Annotated in this window: 16 protein-coding genes; 10 read left to right on the top strand and 6 right to left on the bottom strand. The window is 40.9% G+C overall.

The window, feature by feature from the left end; translation table 11 throughout:
* Positions 1-76 precede the first annotated feature (76 nt).
* Positions 77-1,102, top strand: coding sequence for an OmpA family protein (locus tag G6N79_RS10745; RefSeq protein ID WP_103907806.1), 1,026 nt, complete (start codon positions 77-79; stop codon positions 1,100-1,102).
* Positions 1,103-1,230: 128 nt separating this feature from the next.
* Here G6N79_RS10745 and G6N79_RS10750 read toward each other — a convergent pair whose 3' ends face one another.
* Both G6N79_RS10750 and G6N79_RS10755 read right to left on the bottom strand, forming a co-directional pair.
* Entirely contained in the window at positions 1,231-1,755 is a 525-nt protein-coding gene (locus G6N79_RS10750) for a hypothetical protein (protein WP_103907805.1), read from the bottom strand.
* A gap of 249 nt (positions 1,756-2,004) precedes the next feature.
* Positions 2,005-2,394, bottom strand: coding sequence for a hypothetical protein (locus G6N79_RS10755; protein WP_103907804.1), 390 nt, complete (start codon positions 2,392-2,394; stop codon positions 2,005-2,007).
* Positions 2,395-2,576: 182 nt separating this feature from the next.
* On the opposite strand from G6N79_RS10755, the gene G6N79_RS10760 reads away from it, so the two are divergent.
* The 6 genes from G6N79_RS10760 to G6N79_RS10785 all read left to right on the top strand — a co-directional run bounded on the left by G6N79_RS10760 (position 2,577) and on the right by G6N79_RS10785 (position 6,957).
* Complete coding sequence (locus G6N79_RS10760) at positions 2,577-2,819, top strand: hypothetical protein (protein WP_103907803.1); 243 nt, start codon at positions 2,577-2,579, stop codon at positions 2,817-2,819.
* A gap of 229 nt (positions 2,820-3,048) precedes the next feature.
* On the top strand, positions 3,049-3,273 hold the full coding sequence (locus G6N79_RS10765) for a hypothetical protein (protein WP_103907802.1): 225 nt from the start codon (positions 3,049-3,051) through the stop codon (positions 3,271-3,273).
* 40 nt (positions 3,274-3,313) lie between these two features.
* Positions 3,314-3,508, top strand: coding sequence for a hypothetical protein (locus G6N79_RS10770; protein WP_103907801.1), 195 nt, complete (start codon positions 3,314-3,316; stop codon positions 3,506-3,508).
* 143 nt (positions 3,509-3,651) lie between these two features.
* Positions 3,652-4,209 (top strand): DUF4142 domain-containing protein, encoded by a 558-nt coding sequence (locus G6N79_RS10775; RefSeq protein ID WP_103907800.1) that lies wholly within the window; start codon positions 3,652-3,654, stop codon positions 4,207-4,209.
* Positions 4,210-4,369: 160 nt separating this feature from the next.
* Positions 4,370-5,356, top strand: a complete 987-nt coding sequence (locus G6N79_RS10780) for an SMP-30/gluconolactonase/LRE family protein (protein WP_200818851.1) — start codon at positions 4,370-4,372, stop codon at positions 5,354-5,356.
* A gap of 74 nt (positions 5,357-5,430) precedes the next feature.
* Positions 5,431-6,957, top strand: a complete 1,527-nt coding sequence (locus G6N79_RS10785; RefSeq protein ID WP_103907799.1) for a sulfatase family protein — start codon at positions 5,431-5,433, stop codon at positions 6,955-6,957.
* A gap of 71 nt (positions 6,958-7,028) precedes the next feature.
* On the opposite strand, the gene G6N79_RS10790 is transcribed toward G6N79_RS10785, so the two are convergent.
* Genes G6N79_RS10790 through G6N79_RS10805 form a run of 4 tightly spaced genes read right to left on the bottom strand, consistent with a single transcriptional unit; the run spans position 7,029 to position 12,194 of the window.
* Positions 7,029-8,000 carry an FAD:protein FMN transferase gene (locus G6N79_RS10790; protein ID WP_103907798.1) on the bottom strand — a complete coding sequence of 324 codons (972 nt, stop codon included), beginning with the start codon at positions 7,998-8,000 and terminating at the stop codon, positions 7,029-7,031.
* A 4-nt stretch (positions 8,001-8,004) separates the two neighbouring features.
* On the bottom strand, positions 8,005-10,215 hold the full coding sequence (locus G6N79_RS10795; RefSeq protein ID WP_103907797.1) for a PepSY domain-containing protein: 2,211 nt from the start codon (positions 10,213-10,215) through the stop codon (positions 8,005-8,007).
* Positions 10,216-10,222: 7 nt separating this feature from the next.
* Positions 10,223-10,708 carry a DUF2271 domain-containing protein gene (locus tag G6N79_RS10800; RefSeq protein WP_200818850.1) on the bottom strand — a complete coding sequence of 162 codons (486 nt, stop codon included), beginning with the start codon at positions 10,706-10,708 and terminating at the stop codon, positions 10,223-10,225.
* A 4-nt stretch (positions 10,709-10,712) separates the two neighbouring features.
* Positions 10,713-12,194: an ankyrin repeat domain-containing protein gene (locus tag G6N79_RS10805; protein WP_103907796.1), complete on the bottom strand. Its 1,482-nt coding sequence runs from the start codon at positions 12,192-12,194 to the stop codon at positions 10,713-10,715.
* A gap of 254 nt (positions 12,195-12,448) precedes the next feature.
* On the opposite strand from G6N79_RS10805, the gene G6N79_RS10810 reads away from it, so the two are divergent.
* The 3 genes from G6N79_RS10810 to G6N79_RS10820 all read left to right on the top strand — a co-directional run bounded on the left by G6N79_RS10810 (position 12,449) and on the right by G6N79_RS10820 (position 19,308).
* Positions 12,449-14,926, top strand: a complete 2,478-nt coding sequence (locus G6N79_RS10810; protein WP_103907795.1) for a TonB-dependent receptor domain-containing protein — start codon at positions 12,449-12,451, stop codon at positions 14,924-14,926.
* A gap of 458 nt (positions 14,927-15,384) precedes the next feature.
* Positions 15,385-16,047 carry a DUF3826 domain-containing protein gene (locus G6N79_RS10815; protein WP_160003816.1) on the top strand — a complete coding sequence of 221 codons (663 nt, stop codon included), beginning with the start codon at positions 15,385-15,387 and terminating at the stop codon, positions 16,045-16,047.
* A gap of 75 nt (positions 16,048-16,122) precedes the next feature.
* Positions 16,123-19,308, top strand: a complete 3,186-nt coding sequence (locus tag G6N79_RS10820; protein ID WP_234993281.1) for a SusC/RagA family TonB-linked outer membrane protein — start codon at positions 16,123-16,125, stop codon at positions 19,306-19,308.
* The last annotated feature ends 5 nt before the right edge of the window (positions 19,309-19,313 follow it).

Below are 19,313 nucleotides of genomic sequence, written 5' to 3' on the forward strand. Positions count from 1 at the left end.
CAATCCTAAAATTTAATAAAGGTTTACGTGGGAATCATTATCTTTAAAATGCTAATTAACATATACTAATAAATTTATGAAAAAAAACACGTTGTTCTTTGGGGTGCTTCCAGCATTTTTGATGCTTAACGCCTGTAATAATGCAGAAAAAAAGGATGAAGGTAAAAATGATACTGTGGTTGTAGTTACCGATACGGTCGCGACGACGGTACCTGGGAATGCAGCTACGTTTGATCCATCATCGCTGCCCGTTGCAACTGCAGATTTAGGTGAATATCCCTATTTCGCACTTCCGGATTGGGTGAGTGATGACACAGGGTACGGATATGACAAAAAGAGTGACTTTGGAAAATTGGAAATCTATACCAAGGACGGATTTATTCCAGTAGAAGGAAAAGTGTTTATAAAGGGATACCAAATGACAAATGGTGGTCAGAGAGCGGATTGGGATGAATATCGATTTGTAAAATCCTTCAGTAAACATTTTGAAAGCCTTGGAGCTACAAAATTGTTTGAAGGTGAAGTTCCTGATGATGCAATTGAGGGGTTGAATAAAGCAAACAACCGAGATAACTATTATTATGAATTTGGTACATCCAGTCACGATAATTTGGTAACCTATGGCGTTCAGAAAGATAATAAACCTATTTATTTTGCAATTTCCTCTAATTCGGCAGGGGGAGCTATCTATGTTATCGAAGCAGAACCATTTCAGCAAACGATTGGGATTATAAAAGCCGACAAAATTGAAAAAGATCTAGCCGAAAGCGGAAAGTCAATCCTCTATATTAATTTCGATACCGATAAAGCCACCTTAAAAACCGAAGGTAAAGATGCCATAAATGAAATTGCTAAGGTTCTCCAGAAAAACAAAGATTTAAAGCTAGATGTTAATGGATATACCGATAATGTTGGGGATGCCGATCATAATCTGCAATTATCAAAGGATCGCGCAAATGCCGTTGTTGCCAGTTTAATCCAAGGTGGAATCGATAAAACCAGATTAGCTGCAAAAGGCTTCGGAGCGAACGATTTTATAGCCGATAACTCCACAGAAGCAGGGAAAGAGCAGAATAGACGCGTAGAATTGGTGAAAAAATAATCTTATTGCTAAAAGGCCGTTCAATAACCAGCCTTTCTATCTCAAATCTAATAGCTCATATCTCATATCTATAATCTCATATCTAAAACAAAAAATAGGGCCCTAAAGCCCTATTTTTTTGTTATTCCCTATTTCAACACAAATTTAAAACCAAGTGAAAATCTGGAAGGTTCGAAGTGTGAACCATGGGAAAGATTCCACCATGGCTTCCAATCGAAGTGCATTGCCAACGGCGTTCTCGGAATTCTAAATTCTAGACCAACTGCTGGACGGATTGCAAAATCCACGTGATCATCATCGTCCCAATGTTTGTCGTCATCATACCAATCATCGTCCCACTTACCATGATCAATAAATGATAATTGCGGACCTACACCAACATACCATGAAAGACCGTTCGTACCGGCAATCCGTTGGTTATACGAATAATCTACACCCAGGACCGTAATATGGTCTCCGAATAAAACTTGTGCATTACCGGCATTTTCGCCACCAAATGAATGTTTGATCTGCGGACCGAATAAGGACTGACCGTCGCCAACATCAACACCAAGGCCGATTGCTGTGCGGTAAGGGGTCTGCGCATTTGCTTGCTCATTTGCAGCAAACAATAAAATTAAAAGGGTAAGGAAAGGTAAAAATACTTTCTTCATGATAATATAAAATTGTTTGTTTCAATACAACCTTCGCTATGAAAGTTTCCGCTGTTGCAACAAATATTTTGCCAATTGGCCAATATAAGGTGTTATTTCCCCATACGATGCAGGATATCAAGGTTATGGCTAAATCTTATTATCTGGAAAAATTACCCAGTTAGAATTAGGGGTGACCAATCTTTGCTCCAAAAAGAAAGTAGCTTTATGTCTGAACATAAAGCTACTTTCTCTCGGTATCCAATTTCCTTAACTTTTTCGGTTTTCACGGTTATTGCTTCCTTCTTTGACAGATGAACTTCGTGAATCTAATGCATTCTTATTATGATGCTGTTTAGTGGCATCTTGTGAATTTATCCGATCATCCTGTGGAATGTTTTTCTCATTGCCGGGTTTCCGTTCTGGGTTTTGGTTTTCATTGTACTCCGGTCTATTTTCTTCTTCTGGAGGCAATATGTTAGGAATTTCTGCCGGTACATTTCCCTCTTCTACATCGTCATTCTTTGGAGCATCATTCGGATTTTTCTCATCTGGCGTATTCCTAGGCTTGTCCGACTTTCTATTATCATCGTGGTGAATTGCTGCGAATGCTAGGATCAGACCTGGTCTATTTCCTAACAAGTGTGATTTTCTTTTCATCATTTCAATGTTTCTTTATTTAGGAACAGTGAGCCACAGCTAATCGTTGAAAAGAAAAATACCCGATTGAGAAGATTTATACCCTTATTCAACTTATTGAAAACCAATTCGGAGGGTAAGTTTTCATAGGATAAGATCGGAAAATCCGAGCCTTGAATAGAACGAGTTAAATTTATTGAACTATGGAAAATCCAATGAACAATCCAGAATTGAAAGAAGGGGAGATGACAAAAAAAATCGAAGATATGACGGCGCAATTACCTTCGAAATTTTTTCTATGTACTGCAGTTGGGCTCATGGCCAGTTCGGCAATCCTTAAGTGTACAGGTCATAAACATTGGGCCTTGTTTGTGGGACAATGGGTTTCTCCCATCCTCCTCATGGGTATTTACAATAAAATCGTCAAAACGTCAGGTCATGATTAAAAATCGCCTGAAACAGACTGTATAAAAATGAATAAGTTATGTTATTTCCATTTTTATTTGCCGTAGGTTTTATCCTTATCGGACTCTATATCGTTTATCTAATTCAAACGCGACAAAATCGGTCACGGAGAAAATAATAGAAAGTTGAATTAACTTATACAGTAAATGTAATTTTATTTCAACTTCCTGTTCGTTAAAGTGTTCTTTAATTGAATCAATAAATAGTATTATGGCAACGAAGAACGAAAACGAAAAAGTCGGGTTAAATAATAAGGAAAAGCCTAGAAAAGGCAAAGAATTGACTTCGGTTATTCAGAACAGAGAAAAAAACAGGGAAGGTATCGGTGAGGCTGGTGTGGATGCCCAACAGGAACAATTGAATACAATGCCTGAACCGGACACTTTTCCCAAGGAAAAGGTTAAGAAAAAAATAAGGAATAATGATGAAGCATAAACAAATCATCTCTTCGCTTATTTTAGATAATTTTTAAGATATGAAAACACTTTTATGTAGTGCAATAGTGCTGTGCTTTGTTGCTTCATGCAACGATCCTACTGATAGAATAGATAGAAACAGTCCTCAAGATAATCTACAAAATCCAGTGGATAGCAATTTAAATGATAGTGCTCTGGATAGTATGGAAATGGACAGCGCAAAAATGATCTTGCACACAAAACCTGAGCTATAAAAAGTACATTTTCTTAGCTTGGACAAGGGAAGGGACAATTGATATTGTCCCTTTCTGTGTTTACGTGAGGTTGCAGAAAAGAACTATTTGTTGGCTAAAGGGTTCAATTAGAAAATGAAATTATAAACTCCTAATCGAGCATTATGAAAACAATACTACGATTGATGGCCATCATTCTAGGAGTCATGACCATATTGGCATTTAAGCCACAAGATTCCGTCCAGCAGTTTATCGATTCGGTGATCAAAGAGAATATGCGGAGCATCGCTCTTGCAAAACAAGCTTTGGCAACTTCTTCAAGTGAAGCAGTTAAAACATATGCCCAAGCTTCCATGGATCACAGTGAAATGCTATTAACTGAATTGGAGGCATTTACTAAAACCAAGAACTATGGTTTTTCAAGAACAGTGAAACCTGCCGACCAAGATAAGGTGCTAGTGCTGGATAGTCTGAAAAAGGATAGCTTTGACCAAGCTTACAGAAATGCTGTGGTGGATGCCAACCGGGACCTTATTGCCTTACTTGAAGCAGGAAAAATGGATGAGAAAATTCAAGATGCTGAACTTAAAACTTGGATTGATGGAAAATTACCAGGCTTGAAAGAACAACTTTCTCGAGGTGAAGCATTGACTATTTCTACCGAAGCAGCGATCAAGGATAGGCCACAAATGCCTAAGTTGCCATTGAAAAAACAGAATTAAGCAGACAGTAATTCTCGCGAAATGACCATTTGATCTTTGGGTTAAATGGTCATTTAATTTTTAGCAATGTCCTGTGCATGGATAGGTGTTTTGGAATAATATTGTTATCTTAACGTAGCCCGATGAACGGGAGCACGAAACTGTTTTTTATTCCCAACCTATGAAAATAATACTCTATAGCTTTCTTTTAGGTGCCGTAGGTGTACAGCAATGTGAGAGCAAGTTAAACAATACAGAAGTTCCAACTAGTATGCACGAGAAAATAGTGAATGAAAGGCCTGCGGAAGTTTTGGCAGATGGTTTTCAATGGGCAGAAGGCCCCGTCTGGGTGTCTAACGGAAGTTATCTATTGTTCAGCGACCCACGTCAGAATACCATTTTTAAGTGGAAGGAAGGCGAGGGCCTTACGGAATTCCTAAAACCTTCAGGTTATGCCGGCGAGCAGTGGTACAGTGATGAACCTGGTACGAATGGACTGCTCATTAATCAACAGGGGGAGCTGATCGCCTGTGACCATGGTAACCGAAGGATTGTCCAGATTGACCTGGAAAGCAAAGAAAAAGCTACGCTTGTTGATCGGTGGGAAGGTAGGCGGTTTAATTCGCCAAACGATATTGCTCAGCATCCTGGTGGATCTTATTATTTTACCGACCCTCCCTATGGACTGCCAAATAGAGAACAGGATACCCTCCATAGGGAAATTGCAGAAAATGGCGTGTATCGCGTCACAAGAGATGGTTCGGTCAAACAAGTAATTGGAAATTTAGCCAGGCCAAATGGTATTGCCGTTTCACCAAAAGGGGATAGGCTCTATGTAGCTTTGAGCGATGGACAGGCCCCGTATATTATGGCATATACCATCAAAGAAAATGGTGATTTAGAAGCGGGGAGCATATTTTTCGATTTTAAGAAACAATTCCCTGAGGAAACCATTAATGCCGATGGGATTAAGGTTGATCCTATGGGAAATCTTTTTGCAGCGGCGGGGAATGGCGTTGTGATTATGGATTCAAGTGGGAAACTGCTGGGTCGAATTGAAACGGGCGTGCATACTGCAAATTGTGCTTTCGGTGATGACGGTTATCTATACATGACTTCCAAGGATAAATTGCAGCGCATTAAATTGCCTAACGTTGCGAATTTGTAATTGTTTTTGAAAACAATATCTTCGTACAACTTAAACCCGTTCCTTCTTATGGAAGGAACATTTGCCAAAAACAAATGATAAAAATTACTTCTTTATTCAGCGCTGTCCTTTTTTGCTGTGCAGCCTGGGCACAGCAACCCAAAAAGCCCAACATATTGATCATTATTTCTGATGATCACGCCTTTCAAACCATCGGCGCTTACGGATCAAGTTACGGGAAGACCCCTCAAATTGATCGTATTGCCGATCAAGGTGCCATCTTTAAGCGTGCCTATGTAAATAATTCGATTTGCGGGCCTGCTCGAGCAACATTGCTGACCGGTAAATACAGTCACAAAAATGGTTTTAAGGATAATGAAACCTCAACGTTTGATTTCAACCAAGATAGTTTCGTTAAACAACTGCAGCAACATGGTTATAAAACAGCTTGGATCGGAAAAATTCATTTAGGTCATCAACTGCAAGGATTTGATTATTATGAGGTCCTGAATGGTCAGGGCACCTATTTTAATCCGGAATTCATTTCTAAATCAGGCCGTCAGATTTCAGAAGGTTATGTTTCGGATCTGGTAACGGACAAAGCATTAGGTTGGTTGGATACCCTTAACGAGGAGAATCCCTTTTGCCTAGTGATCGGCCACAAGGCTACGCATCGTAATTGGCAACCTGATCCTCAGGATTTTGGAACTTATGATACAGTAGATTTCGAATTGCCAGCGACATTTTACGACACCTATACGTCTAGAGAAGCAGCACAGCAACAAGAAATGTCTATCGATAAGGATATGCAATTGCCGTATGATCTCAAAATGTATGATTCCGCGGAAGCGATGTTGGCACAAGGAGATTATAAGCGAATGACCTCTGCGCAGAAGAAAGCCTATTTGGATTATTATAGACCTATTTTTGAGGATTTCAAAAAAAGAAACCTGCAAGGAAAGGAGCTGGCGGAATGGAAATTCAAGCGATATATGACGGATTATCTAAATACAGCAGCTTCCATGGATCGAAATGTTGGGGAGGTTTTGGATTACCTTAATGATCGCGAATTAATGGAAAACACCATCGTAATTTATCTTTCAGATCAAGGGTTTTATATGGGCGAGCATGGTTGGTTTGATAAACGTTGGATGTATGAGGAATCCTTCCGTACACCGATGATGATCAGCTATCCCAAATTGATAAAGCCAGGATCGGTAATAGAGGCCAACGTCATCAATGTGGACATTGCACCGACCCTGCTGGACCTGACAGGAGTTGAAATCCCTAAGGATGTTCAGGGTAAACCTTTCACTAATGTTTTGTCTGAGCCAACCAAAGAACATCGAAAAGAACTGTATTACCATTATTTCGAAAATGGAGAGCATGCCGTAAGCCCTCATTTTGGTGTACGTACGGATCGGTACAAACTTATACGTTATTATACAGGTGTTGAAGGATGGGAATTGTTCGATTTGGAAAAAGATCCCCGCGAGATGAACAATGTATATAGTGATGCCGCTTATACAAAAACAGTGCAGCAGATGAAAAAGAAGTTGATGGCTGAAATTGAACGCTATGATGATCAGGAGGCAAAAGCTATATTTTTGAGTGGGGAGTAGCAATCTGCCCTAAATCATTCGGAAATAAATTAATGGAGTAGCTCAAGGGGCTTTAGTTGAAAGCTCTTGAGCTATTTTTTTATGATTTTTCCTGTATCCGTAATATAGATTGCCTTATAATCTGGAAATTTCTTCATGAATTTTTGTCCTTCTTTCAATCCCAAGACCATGATGGAAGTGCTCAGGCCATTAGCAAATTCAGCTGATGGTCCGATTACTGTTACACTCACCAAACCTGTTGCGGGGTAGCCTGTCTTTGGATTTATGATGTGGGAATAGCGTATCCCATTGAATTCCACATATTTCTCATAATTTCCGGAGCTGACCACCGCATTTCTGTTAAAATAGAGGATCTTGACCATTTTTCCAGGTTTGAAAGGGTTAAATACGCCAACTGCCCAAGGTTTCCCGTTTAATTGCTTCCCCCAAGCTGAAAGATCACCAGATGCATTAACGAGTCCAGCTTGTACTCCTTTGCTTTCCATTAGAGCTCGGCCTTTATCCGCTGCATAACCTTTGCCAATCGATCCAAAACCAATCTTCATTCCTTTCTTGCGTAGGAAAATGGTCGATGCTATACTGTCGAGTACAATATCACGATAGCCAACGAGGGCGATGGATTTCTTCACCGCTTCGGCATTGGGCATTTCTTCCATGCTTCCATCAAATCGCCACACCTTGTCCAAGGCTACGATGCTGATGTCAAATGCACCACCGGATTGTTCAGCAAAAAAGATCGCTTTCTTGGTCAGCTCAAAAACCTCGCGGTCAACTTGTACAGGTTTTATGCCGGCGTTCCGATTCACTTCCGAAATTTGGGTATGTGGTCTCCATTCGGAAATCAGGTTCTCAATGCGCTCAATCTCTGTTACTACCATATCGATATGCTTGTTCGCGGTCAAGGTGTCCCTATCGACCAACGTAATTTCAAATCGAGAACCCATGAGCGTCATGCCCCGTCGCAATTGCACTTGAGCATCAGCGATATGCCCGGTGCTGAAGATGAATAGAATAGTGATACCTAACTGAATAACCTTTCGCATAGTCCTAATAACAGTCGGTCATTAATTGTTGTTTCTTTTGATAGTAGGATAGGGGTCTGTTGTTTGCCTCAAGACAGATTTTGTCCAACAGATTTTCGACATCCCGTTGCATGGCTAGGGATCCGCAGATCATAATCACACCTCCTCTTGCCAGAAGTTTGGCGAATCGTAATTTATCTTTTGCAATAAGGTCCATCACGTAATGGCCAGGTTCCTGTCTTGAATAAGCAAATTGATAATCTACCAAATGGCTCTTGGACATCTGTTCCTCAGCAAATCGTACGTATTGATTTACCCAATCATTCTGATAACGGAAACCGCCATAGCAATATATTGGTGTCCGTTTGCTATTTTCTGCAATCATACCGAGGAAAGGGGCGATGCCTGTTCCGTTAAAGATCAACGCTACCTCTTTCGCTTTCCTAGGAAAATGAAAGATAGCATTGCGCATGGCCTTCGCCTTGATAACATCGTGCACCGCTAAGTCGTGGAGATAGGTGGATCCCAATCCCTGCTCATGCTTTTTAACGATCAATTGCAGTTTACCTCCGCATTTACCAATGGAATAAAACCGCTCACGGTGATCATTACCTGGATAGATAGCAAAAAGATCACCCGACGTATACCGCTGGTTCTTAATGGGTTCGAGAATTACTTTAAAGGTGTCGTTGGAGGCGCTTATCGATGTTTTCTCCAACACTTTCCATTCCTGCATTTTCGTAGGCTTCTCTGCATAAACCGCTGCTGCGGTTGCTAAAGGCAATAATGATTTATCCGAAAAAGCCTGAAGCCACGGGATAAGCTCATCAATGGCTTTGTCATTAACGGTATGTAGGGGAAGGTATTCTTTTGCCCAAGGAAGTTCCTTTAAAGCATTGTCCACCTCGATGGCATAAGCGCAATAATCAGGGTATGCCTTTGAACCAAAACCCAAAACGGCATAGGCGATTGATTGATCCTGTGGTACTGACTGCAGCAGTTCTAAAAATTTCCCCGCATTTGATGGCGCATCTCCCAATCCATAAGTCGATGTCAAGATCAATATCTTGTTTGCTTTAGGAAATGTACCGTATTGATTCATGGCTGCCAGGTAGGATTTTTCACCTGCTGCTAACAATTGTTCTTGAATCTTATTTGCGAAAAATAACGTGCTTCCATTTTCTGATCCGTAAAGAATCACAGTTTCGGCATCAAGAGGCTTAAATTTGTTCCTGATTTTTGTACGGCTCCGTTTCAGGGTGATAACAAATCCTGTATAGATAAAAGCCAGGATATTTAGGGAAGCTATTCCCAATACAATGGCCCAAACAATATTGGTGCGCCCCGTATGGATGTCCATATTCCAACGTTCCTGCCACTTATTGCTCGGGAAGATCGTCCTTTCTACGATTTGACCTGATATCTGGTTGATCTGAAGTTCTTCATCCTGGAGTTTCACGATGTAAAATTCCTCAGGATCATCGGGAATAAAAGGAAATTCAATGGATTCCAATCGCTCTAGGGGTATTGACTTAAAGATTGGGAAATCTGCCGGCGATAGGGAAGGGCCATCTTCCATATCCTCACTGTTACCTACAGATACTTGCTCCACCACCGCTTCACCTTGGAACAATTCCATGCGAAGCAGGAAGAGATATGTACCTGTAATGGCAATAATCAAAACCGGAATGAGTGCCAACCTACCTGTGACGACATGAAAATATTGGGAAAAAAAATCCTTTTGCACCTTGGCAAAGAAGTTTTTGAAACCCTGCTGTCTTTTGAGAATGAGAACAAGACCGGAAATGCTGATTAGCACCAATAGAAAGGAAACAACAGCGACGATGACCCTACCTGTTTCTTTTAGGAACAGGGATCTGTGCAAAGCGGTTGTCCATTGAATAAATGGGCTTTGCTGGGTAATTTCACCGATTTTTTCGCCATTATATGGGTTAATATATCCTTTAATGGGATTTCCTTCTTCATCGATGGCATCGATGCTGACAAAGCCGCGATGGTCTCGGGATAAGGTGATGATTTCAGGATAAACCTTGTGCAGGTTCGGTACGACCTGCGCAAGGTTTAGTGTATCTGCTTCGTCAATTCGGTAAGCGGGAAGTTTATCGTTCACTGCACCTACGGCCAGGATGACACCCGTTGCCGCTAAGATGACCAAGAAAACGGATGAAATTAAAGCAAGGGCAAGATGGGCATATCGCCAAAGAGATAATACCATTCCTGAACTATTGTACCTTGCTTAGTTTTACAAATCGAATATAACCGTTTCCGGAAGCACGCTCTGTTACACCCTGGGTGGTCAATGGAATTTCTACATCTTTCGTGTGATAATTCTTTTCTTCCACTGCGGATTCAAAACGTAATTTATAGCCTTTGTTCAGCTTCGCATTATCAATGCTGATTGTTTTAACGGCGCGGTCACCTCCAGCGATGGAGGCACTTGTGATGGCGCTTAACTTCTCTTTGGATTTTGTTTGGAATTTATACCATTCCTTCAAGGTGTTATACCATTGTTTATCGGGACCTAATACAGCGAGCGTTTTTTCATAAGCGCCTTTTGGGTTGATTAAAGATATGACAACATAGGCTTCTTCACCCTGGTAGGCATTCATCTGAATCATGCATTTGTAGTTGCTAGATTGTGCGGAAGCTTGAGTTCCGAAGAATGCGGTTAAGAAGAATATGGTCAGTAACTTATGCAATTTTAACATGTTTTTATTTTAAGAAATCAAGTGATACATTGTTGTTTTTAAGGAAGTCGTTCTCTGCAGCTAAATCATAGGCAGTTTCGTCGAATTCCGTTTTCAGGTCCTTTTTAGCACCTAATGCGATCAGTCCTTTCAAGACTTTGTCGTTTTTCGCAGTTAAGGCTGCCTTATGCAAGGCGGTCATGCCTTCTTTATTCTGTGCGTTGATATTCGCGCCAAGCTCTGCTGCCTTCTGAATCAATGCTTCATCTTCCTGTGAAACGGCAATATGGAAAAGGGAGCTTCCATCGGTTTGTGGAGCAATTACATCAATCCCTGCCTTTTTCAACAACGCAAGTTTTGCTGCAAATGGATCTTCTTCTGGCTTCGCAGGACCTGCCGGTCTTGGTGAATTAAACCAGTAGAATGCAAGGTTATTACCATCTTTATCCAACAGTTTTGCATCTGCACCCTTGCTTAATAATGTTTCTACAACTGCTGGTGAACCAGTTGCGATAGCACGCGTTAGTGCAGTTTCACCTTTATCATTCTGAACATTGATATTGTTTGCTTTTGAAAGCAATAATTCAACGATCTTCGCATCGCGACCTGCCGAAGCAAGCATTAATGCGGTATTGCCATCTTTGTCAGCTTTCGATGCGTCAGCACCCTTATCCAAGAAATAAGTAATGATTTCGACATTCGGTCTGCGTACAAGTGAATTTAGGATCGAAGCACCATCTTTATTGGTAGCTTTTGGATTTAGTCCTAGTTTTTCAACAAGATATTGATAAGTGTCTAACCCATTTGATTTTCCACGTGAGCCCATGGCAGCGAAGAAGAGCGCATTATCGGTCGGTTTGATGCTTTTCGACATGAGTTTTTCCATCAACGCGATATTGCCGTACCGAGCGGCATAATCCGTAGCTGTAGCACCGTTGCTATCGGTATCTTTCAATGAAAGACCTTTCGTTTCCAGGTATTCGGCTATTTTCAGATCTTCATCCAACGCAATAGCTAATAGCATTAAATTAGCGCCATCATCGTATGTTGCTTTTGGATCTACACCAGCTTTGAATAGGGATTCGTAAACTCCGGTATTTTTATTTCCAGAAGTGGCTGCAGAAGCCGCAATGGCTGAGCCATGACTATCCTGATACTTTACATCAGAGCCTTTAGCGATCAAATAATCAACAAGTTCTTGGTTTCCGGTGCCAACTGCCCAATGCAGGTAACTGCGGCTATGGTGTGTCTTTTTAGTGACGCCATTTCCTTCTTGCTCAACCATAAATTTAACCACATCGGTTGGAGCTTGGTTTACAATGGCGATTGCTACAGGATCCCAGGATCCAGCATTTGGCTGGGACGGACTGTTCCCTTTTTGAATCTCAGCCTTAACAGCTTCCAAATTGGGTTTTGATTTCCAGAAATCATGACTTAATAGGGTGCTGGTTTGTGCATTTGCATATACTCCTAAAAGTAGGAAAGCTGGTAAAAAGAGCTTTTTCATATCTGTAACGTGTTTATTTAAATTAAATCTAAATTAATGCAAATATAGAAATATAAAATAAATCAATACCTCCTAACTGTATTTTTTTCACTAAAATCTGTGTTGATGTTACGGAAATACACTTTTTAGCCATATCAATATGACGCAATCCGAAACTTTATGACGCAATCCGAAACTATTGCATTTTGATTAGCCAATTAACTTAGATTAATTCTAAATTAGCGGCCAGTTTAAAAAATCATAATTACTACTCGATGAAAATGAATCTTAAGATAGTCCTGCCACTTCTAGGACTAGTCGCAGGCTCAACTTGCTTACAAGCCCAAACCACTGTAAAAGGTCGCATCGTTAATGAAAGCAAAGAACCGGTTTCTGATATTACGGTTATTGTTGGTGAAAAGGCCACTTCAACGGATGCACAGGGGTATTTCAATTTATATTACGACAAACCGGGCCGTTTCAAGATCAAGGTTTCTGGTTTAGGATATTCCACAAGGGAAATCGAATACAGACAGGATGGCGGGGAAACCACCCTGAACGATATCGTTTTAAAAGCTGACGGTTATAACATTGATCAGGTTGAAGTATTCGGTGAACGCGGTCGCCAACCGAAAGGATTGGAAGATATTACCCGCCTTCCGTTGAAACCCTCTGACCAGATTCAATCCATTTCGGTAATCTCCCATAAGGTAATTGAGGACCAAGGTGCTTTAACCATTACTGAAGCGGTACGTAATATCCCTGGCGTTACGCTATTCGGAAGTTACGGTGGTGTTAAAGAGTCCATGTCTTCACGTGGATTCCGTGGTGTGCCAGTCTTGAAGAACGGTGTTCGGATGGACTCTCAATTTCAGACGGCTTCCGGTGTGGTGGATATGCAAGGTGTAGAGTCCATTCAGATGATCAAGGGTTCTGCTGCTATTACTCAGGGTGTTATTACCGATATCGGTAACGCTGGTGGTGTCATCAATGTGGTAACGAAAACCCCGAATTTCGTGAATGCCGGAAATGTTGGTGTACGCGTTGGAAGTTGGGGCCAATTCCGCCCTACCTTCGATGTACAGGGTGTTGTCGATAGTAAAGAAACCTTGGCCGTTCGGTTCAATGGTTCTTACGAACGTGCAGATAGCTATAGAAAAGGCGTGTCTGCAAATTCGGTCTATTTCAACCCATCCATTAAATGGAAAGCATCCGAAAAGACAACCATTACATTAGAAGGGGATTACCTGAATTCCAATAAAACACCAGTTACATCTGCTGTAAACCTGAATCCATCACAAAGTGTAAATGCATTGTATGTATTGCCTTACGATAAGATTGCCGGCTTAGCAACTGACAACAACAACACGGTAATGAGCAGTGTTATGGCCAGCATCAGTCATTCCTTGTCGGACAATTGGCGTGTACGCGGAACGTATGCGAAATCGTCCTATCAGGTTGACAACATGTCTACCGGAGCGAGCATTCTACGTGGAAATAATCCAGATAACACGTTGTTCTCCCGTCAGTTAAGCCGGAGCAAACGCGATGATAAAAATACAACCGTTCAATTTGATTTAATTGGCGAAGAACTGTACACGGGCAAGATTAAACATACCGCGCAAGTTGGTTTTGATTACCGTATTGCTGATGCCAAAACAACGGCTATGGCTGGGACATTGAGCCCAATCGGCAAGGGCATCGACCTTGGCAAACGTACAGCCATCGATACGATTGATATCCATGGGTCATGGGCTACGGATCTGGCACAGGTGCAATACCACGATGTGAATGGAAATGATCAAGTGGGATTGAAAGTGGCCTTCGTTGACGGCGAACCGGTTGCTGCCTACTACAATACGTTCGGAATCCTAGCACAGGATGTGATCGAATTCAATAAATACCTGAAAGTGGCGTTGGGATTACGCTATTCGGAAATCGATACGAAAGACTTCACCTCCAATAGTCGTAAGAAAGAGAGTGCCTGGAACCCAAGCTTTGGTGTCATCGTTACGCCAATGAAAAATGTGAATGTATTTGGATCCTATACGAATGCGACCAATCTGCGCAGCGCGTCCAATCCAATGGTAGGCGGTGGTACAATTGGTGCTTCAACGACAACCCAATTCGAAGGGGGGATCAAATCAGATTGGTTGGATGATAAATTGCGATTTAACCTGACTTACTTCCATATCTTTACCTCAAACCTGTCAAATCAAGAGTATGTAGACGGTACAACAAATCCTACTGGATATTACTTTAAAGCAGGTGATTTGGTGCGTGATGGTATCGAAGCGGAATTGAACGGTCGTGTTATGGACAATTTAACCGTGATGTTGGGCTATGCCTATTTAAATGCACGCTATAAAGACTCACCTTCCTACGTTGAAGGATCTGCACCAATGAACGCACCGGACCATACCGCAAACGGTTGGGTTCAATACGAATTCAATCAAGGTTTCCTACGTAACCTAAGCTTAAGTGCAGGTGTATATTATGTCGGTGAACGTCCAGTGAATGAATACAGTACCAAATATGATGGACATACCTATAACCCAGGTGAAAAACCATTCGATATGCCTGCATATACAACCGTGAATGCACAAGTGGGCTATAAGATGAAACATTGGGAAGGTCGTTTATTCCTGAATAACTTGACAGATGTAGTTGGCTTGAACTCGTATTTCAGAGGTGGATTCATCAATCAGATCGACCCTAGAAATGTTGCCTTTGCATTAAATTATAAGTTCTAAAAGAAAAGCTGTTCATCAGCAGAATATTGAATTTTTAAAACACCTGGAGCAATCCAGGTGTTTTTTTTGTTCCTATGAAATTGAGTGAGAATTTGATGGAATAGAATACATGCCAATAATTAACAATTTACCTCTACAATATTATCTTGAAATTACCCTTTGATTTTACTAAAATTTCAAAAAAATAGCGGGTAATATTCTGTTTACATACATGCTAAAACGCTTTTATGTACTTTAAACCAAGTATATTTAAGATGTTTATTGTATTTCGATAATATTCATAAGATAGTATAATAATAAGATAACTACGGACAAAATTTTACCTTAAGGATTATTTTACTTTGAATTATCAATTATAGATTCATTTCTCAAGCAGAATACTTTTTAAAATTTTTGTGCACCCAATAACCAGTGCGAGAAAGAACCGAATGTTCATCCAACAACGAAAAACATTGTATATGAAAAATTATATCCTAATGATGATGTTTATTGCGTTTGGTACACTTAATTCAAGTGCTCAAACCGAAAGGGAAGCCTATTTAGAGGTAATTACTAAACGATCAGATAAAATCATAGCAACCTTGAATATTCAAGATCCTAAAGTTTATAGCGAGGTTTTAGCTGATTTAGTTAACCAATATGATCTCTTGAATACCAATCATGAAAACCATTCCGCTAAACTCGCAGCCATAAAAAATAACTCATCTTTTAGTAAGGATAAACAAGAAGAAGAAATCAAGTTATTGTCGGATAGAAATGAAAAAGCAATCGCTAAGCTTCACGACCTTTTTATCAAGAAATTGGATAAAAATTTAAATGATGAGCAGATTGCGAAATTGAAGGATGGCATGACCTACAGCATTTTACCTCGAACCTATACAGCTTACGTGGAAATGATCCCTTCCTTAACTTCCGTACAAAAGGACACGATTATGAATATGTTGGTGGAAGCTCGTGAAAAAGCAATTGATGCACCGAGTGCTGACGCAAAACATGCTGTGTTTGGAAAATATAAGGGTAGAATTAACAATTACCTTTCCAAGGAAGGTTTTGATTTGAAAATCGAAGGTGAAAAATGGAAAGAGCGCATAGCTGCTCAAGAAAAGGCGAAAAAGAACTAAACAGCGAAGCCGCCAATTTTTGGCGGTCAAACAATTGATAACCTATTTTATAACACCTATTAATTGAATCTAATTATGAAGTATAGTACTTTCTTAAGGAGGGAGCTGCTGCTCGGGGGCATGTGCATATTGCCTATGGTCAGTTTGTTTGTCCCAATGGAAATACAGGCTTCGAATAAGTTTCCTTCAGCTTATTCCAATACGTATACCTTGGTCAATGTGACTGGTAAGGTCTTGGATGAGAATGGTAAACCTATTCCTGGTGCAACTGTTATGATTAAAGGCACCAAAACCGGTGTCAAAACCGATAATCAAGGGGAATTCAGGATCAACGTTCCGCCGGAACAAAGTGTCTTGGTGATCACGTATGTAGGTTATGAAGCGCAGGAAGTTGATGTTCGTGGCAGGCAAAATATTTCGATTACCATGAAACCAGGAGCAGCGATTGAAGAAGTCGTCGTTTCGGTTGGTTATGGAACTCGGAAAAGTTCTGAGGTTGTGGGATCCATTGCTTCCATTAAAGGGGAAGAACTGATGGATATTCCTGCACCCAATTTAGCAGGCGCAATGCGGAATCGGATTGCAGGAGTTGGCGTTAGTCAAGTTTCAGGTCGCCCTGGTTCAGGAATTTCTTTAAATATCCGTAATTCCGCCACTTCTTCCACTGCAAGTGGGGTTGGTGTAACTGCAGAACCGCTGTATATCGTGGACGGTATAATCGTTGACAAAGAAGCTTTTGATAACATTGACGCATCCATGGTTGAAGATATTTCCTTTTTGAAGGACGCTGCTGCTGCCATTTATGGTGCTTCAGGTGCAAAAGGGGTGGTACTGGTAACCACCAAACGTGGAAAGGCAGGTAAACCTAGTATTACGTATAATGGATATGTCGGAACTTCGGATGCCGCTCAGCGTCCAGAAATGCTGACTGCATACCAACATGCCGTTTTAATGAATGAAACAAATTCCATTAACAATACAGCATCTTCCAGTTTTTTCAGTCCCGAAGATTTAGCCCTTATCCAAGGTTTAAATTATAAAAGTTGGTTTGATGAAATGTGGCAAGCTTCCTTAACACAGAGACATAACTTGAGCATTTCGGGAGGGTCTGAAAAAATAACCTTTTTTGCTGGCGGAAGTTACCAGAATGAAAATGCCAATTATGCAGGGATGAAGTTTGATAAATATTCATTTCGGTCGGGTTTGACAGCTGATTTTGGGAAAGGATTACGTGCCGATGTAAATTTCAATGTAGACCACAATATTCGATTGGCACAGCATAACCTGACAGAGAATGATGCCACTTATTTTGAATCAATAATTTCGATCCCTCAATGGGTTCCCATGAAAATAGACGACATGTATGTCAACTACAATGGTAAGAACCCAATGGCAACGGTTGAATCAGGTTACTATAACAACAGAAAATCGAAAGCCTATCGAATTAATGCAAGTTTGACCTACACACCTGAATTTATCAAAGGTATAACTGCGCGTTTCCAGATTTCGCAGGGGAGTGGTTCCACCAACAGCAGGACCTACAATCCGCCATACAACTTGTATAATTTTGAACGTACGGGTAATAATAATGAATTGTTTACCAATGTGTTGAATCCCGAAACGCCGAGTTTTGGTTATCCAACTGTTCAAAATTCGCGATTAACGCCTGGTCTTGGGGAGGATAACAGTTACCAAGGATTCCTGACGCTCCAATACGCAAATACTTTTGGCAAGCATGGCATAAGCGCTTTGGCGGGCGGGGAGCAGTCAGAACGCAATTCCGATATGCTATCTGTTTATTGGAACAACCAATTGATTCCTGGAGGGGAAGATTGGTGGGCCTTTGATTCCAATACCCTAACACGCAATAATATCAATCGATTTGAGAGTGCCAAAAGATCCTTTTTCGGTCGGTTTAGCTACGATTTTGATAAAAAATACTTTATAGAGGGGGTGGCACGTTGGGATGCATCTTCAAATTTCGCGACAGGAAATCGATGGGGATTTTCGCCAAGTATAGGTGCAAGTTGGATTGCCAGCAGAGAGAATTTTTTCGAAAGTTTATCTTCTTACATCACTTTCCTGAAATTCAAGGTTAATTGGGGTATCACCGGGGATGATCGTGTAGACCAACGCCTATGGCAAGAAAGGTACCTGATCGATACCAGTAACGGTTACCTCTATGGAAATTCAAACGGGAATGCCTTAAACCCGGGGCGTACTCCTAATATTGGGATTACTTGGGAAAAAAAGCGCACCATCAACTTTGGGGTGGAAATGACCTTGTTTAATACGTTAGATATTAATGCTGAGTTCTTCCAAAATAGAGGCTATGATGTATTTGATATGGGAGGAAATGATATTCTTCCATTATATGCAGGATATCTGGCGCCGATAATCAACTACCAAGAACGCTTCAATTGGGGCTCTGAATTTACGGTGGGTTACCGTACGAAATTCGGCCAAGATGTGAATTTTAATGCCAGTGTAAACTTTGGTTATGGAAATTCCTTAATATCCAGAGCATTGTACGCACCAGGTAAGATTTTGGAATTGAACATTGAGGATAACTTAACTACGGCTTTCGGTACTGACCCGCGTAAATATAACAGTGGTAACTTCGGATTGATCTCTAATGGAATGTTCCGCACCCAAGAAGAGGTTGATGCATTCATGGCACAACACCCGAATTACAGAACATATAATGCTATCCCACAACCCGGATGGCTCAGTTATGAAGACACCAACGGTGACGGCGTGATTAACGACTGGGACAAAACCACTATGTATGAAAATAACAATCCGTTTATTTCTACTGGTATCAATTTAGGTGTTGGCTATAAAGCCTTTAATCTCTCGACAAATATCTTTGCGCAATTCGGTGGACGTGTATTTTATGATTCCAGAGCACGCATTGCACCTTCCATGACCAGGAATATCCTTTCCATTTGGGAAGATCGATGGACACCTGCCAATACAAACGGGTGGCTACCACGTTTTGACGATCCATCATTAACCAGAAACTCAACATTCTGGGCAGTGGATGGAACGACCATTCGTGTGAATAATTTAACCTTAAGTTACCGCTTGCCTTCCTCCATAGCGAATCGTGTTGGATTGGCAAATGCGAGGATCCTGGCTACAGGAAATAACTTATGGACGTTGGTTAATCCGCTGAAGTATAAGGATCCCTATACCTCAAGTGCATACGATTATCCGATTTTACGGACGATTTCAGTTGGTTTAAGCTTGAATCTGTAAATCTT

It is taken from the genome of Sphingobacterium lactis (assembly GCF_011046555.1).
GTDB classification, from domain to species: Bacteria; Bacteroidota; Bacteroidia; order Sphingobacteriales; family Sphingobacteriaceae; genus Sphingobacterium; species Sphingobacterium lactis.